General features: G+C 40.2%; 2 protein-coding genes. Both read right to left on the reverse strand.

What is annotated here, in order from left to right; translation table 11 throughout:
* Positions 1 to 173: 173 nt before the first annotated feature.
* The gene (locus ACFIMW_RS09230) at positions 174 to 698 is read right to left on the reverse strand and encodes a hypothetical protein (protein ID WP_375608890.1); all 525 of its coding nucleotides are present in this window, start codon (positions 696 to 698) and stop codon (positions 174 to 176) included.
* Positions 699 to 701: 3 nt separating this feature from the next.
* Positions 702 to 1316, reverse strand: a complete 615-nt coding sequence (locus tag ACFIMW_RS09235) for a hypothetical protein (protein WP_375608889.1) — start codon at positions 1314 to 1316, stop codon at positions 702 to 704.
* Positions 1317 to 1421: the final 105 nt, after the last annotated feature.

A 1421-nucleotide genomic window follows, 5' to 3' on the forward strand; every position in this document is an offset into this window, starting at 1 on the left:
GCACGTGCAATGGCTGGTTGTGTTATAGTAGGTGGGCGGTGTGCCATATCTGTTCCCCTTCATTTTAGATGCAATTCCCCCGTGGCGTGAATCACGCTGGTGTTTAAAAGTTGGTTTTTCGGTGTTAGAAACGGCTTATAGAGATACTATAAGATTAGTAGTTCGTTATTTTCTCATCTGGTTTTTTCTCTAGTTGAGATTCTTCTATCGTCATCAATCCAGTCGTTCCAACATACACATGCATCACCGTAAATTTTTGCATGACCGTAAACATGCGCATCACCGTAAACACGCGCCCTATCGTAAATGTATGGCTCTTCGTAAACTTGTGCATTGCCATAAACTTCTGCATTATCAAAAACGTGCGGTTCACCGCAAATATATGCATCACCGTAAACTTCTGCATGACCGTAAATGCACGGTTCATCGAAAACTTCTGCTTTGCCATAAATACGAGAATTGTCGTAAACCTCGGCATAACCGTAAACATGTGCATTTTCGTAAACCTTAGCATCATCATAAACCTTGGCATAACCCCCAACCCAGCAATTGCCATCATGACTTAGATTGTCTTCTTTCTCGATATAGCCGCCAAGATCACCTTTCTTGACGTCCTCCAAATCTCTCAATGCACGAATGCGGCGGAGCGTTTTGCGCCCAACTTCGATTGTTTCATCAGTAAGTTCATATTTTTTCATGGTTTATTGCCTCTCACCTGTTGAAATAATTTCATCATTGATGATCTCTGCGTTTCCCTGAATAAATGCTTCACCACAGATTTTGGCATTTCCCCCAACTTTTGCTCTGATGGAAATCAATGGAATGTCATAAATTTTAGCATTTCCATAAATTTTAGCTTTTCCACTAATAAACGCACCACCGGAAACTTGTGCATTCTCGTAGATTTGTGCACTGGCAAAAACATGAGCATGTCCAAAAATCTGAGCATTGCCAAAAATATTAGTTTGTCCGGTAATACATGCACTACCAAAAATACATGCATTTTCGTAAATATCAGCAATGTTATCAATATAAGCATTACCAAAAACCTTGGCTTTGTCATAAACTCTTGCAAAACCATCAGCACAAGCGTTTCCATAAACATGTGCATCTCCCAAAACCTTGGCATAACCATAGATTTTTGCATCATCACCAACCCAGCAATTGCCATCATGTGAAAGATTGCTTTCATTTTGTATAAAACCGCCAAGATTTCCTTTTTTGACGTCTCCAAAATTTTTTAATGCACGAATGCGGTGAAGAGTTTTTCCTCTAAACTCAATTGTTTCATCAGTAAGTTCATATTTCTTTTCCATGGTTTATTTCCTTTATTTGCGTACAATCCACCCGTAGCGTGAAGCACGCATGTGTTAAAAGTTGTTAGTAAATGGGTGGGGGTGCTGGGAGGAGAGAGCACCCCC

The sequence above is a fragment of the Bartonella sp. AC329YNZD genome, assembly GCF_042196685.1.
In the GTDB taxonomy this organism is placed as follows: domain Bacteria; phylum Pseudomonadota; class Alphaproteobacteria; order Rhizobiales; family Rhizobiaceae; genus Bartonella.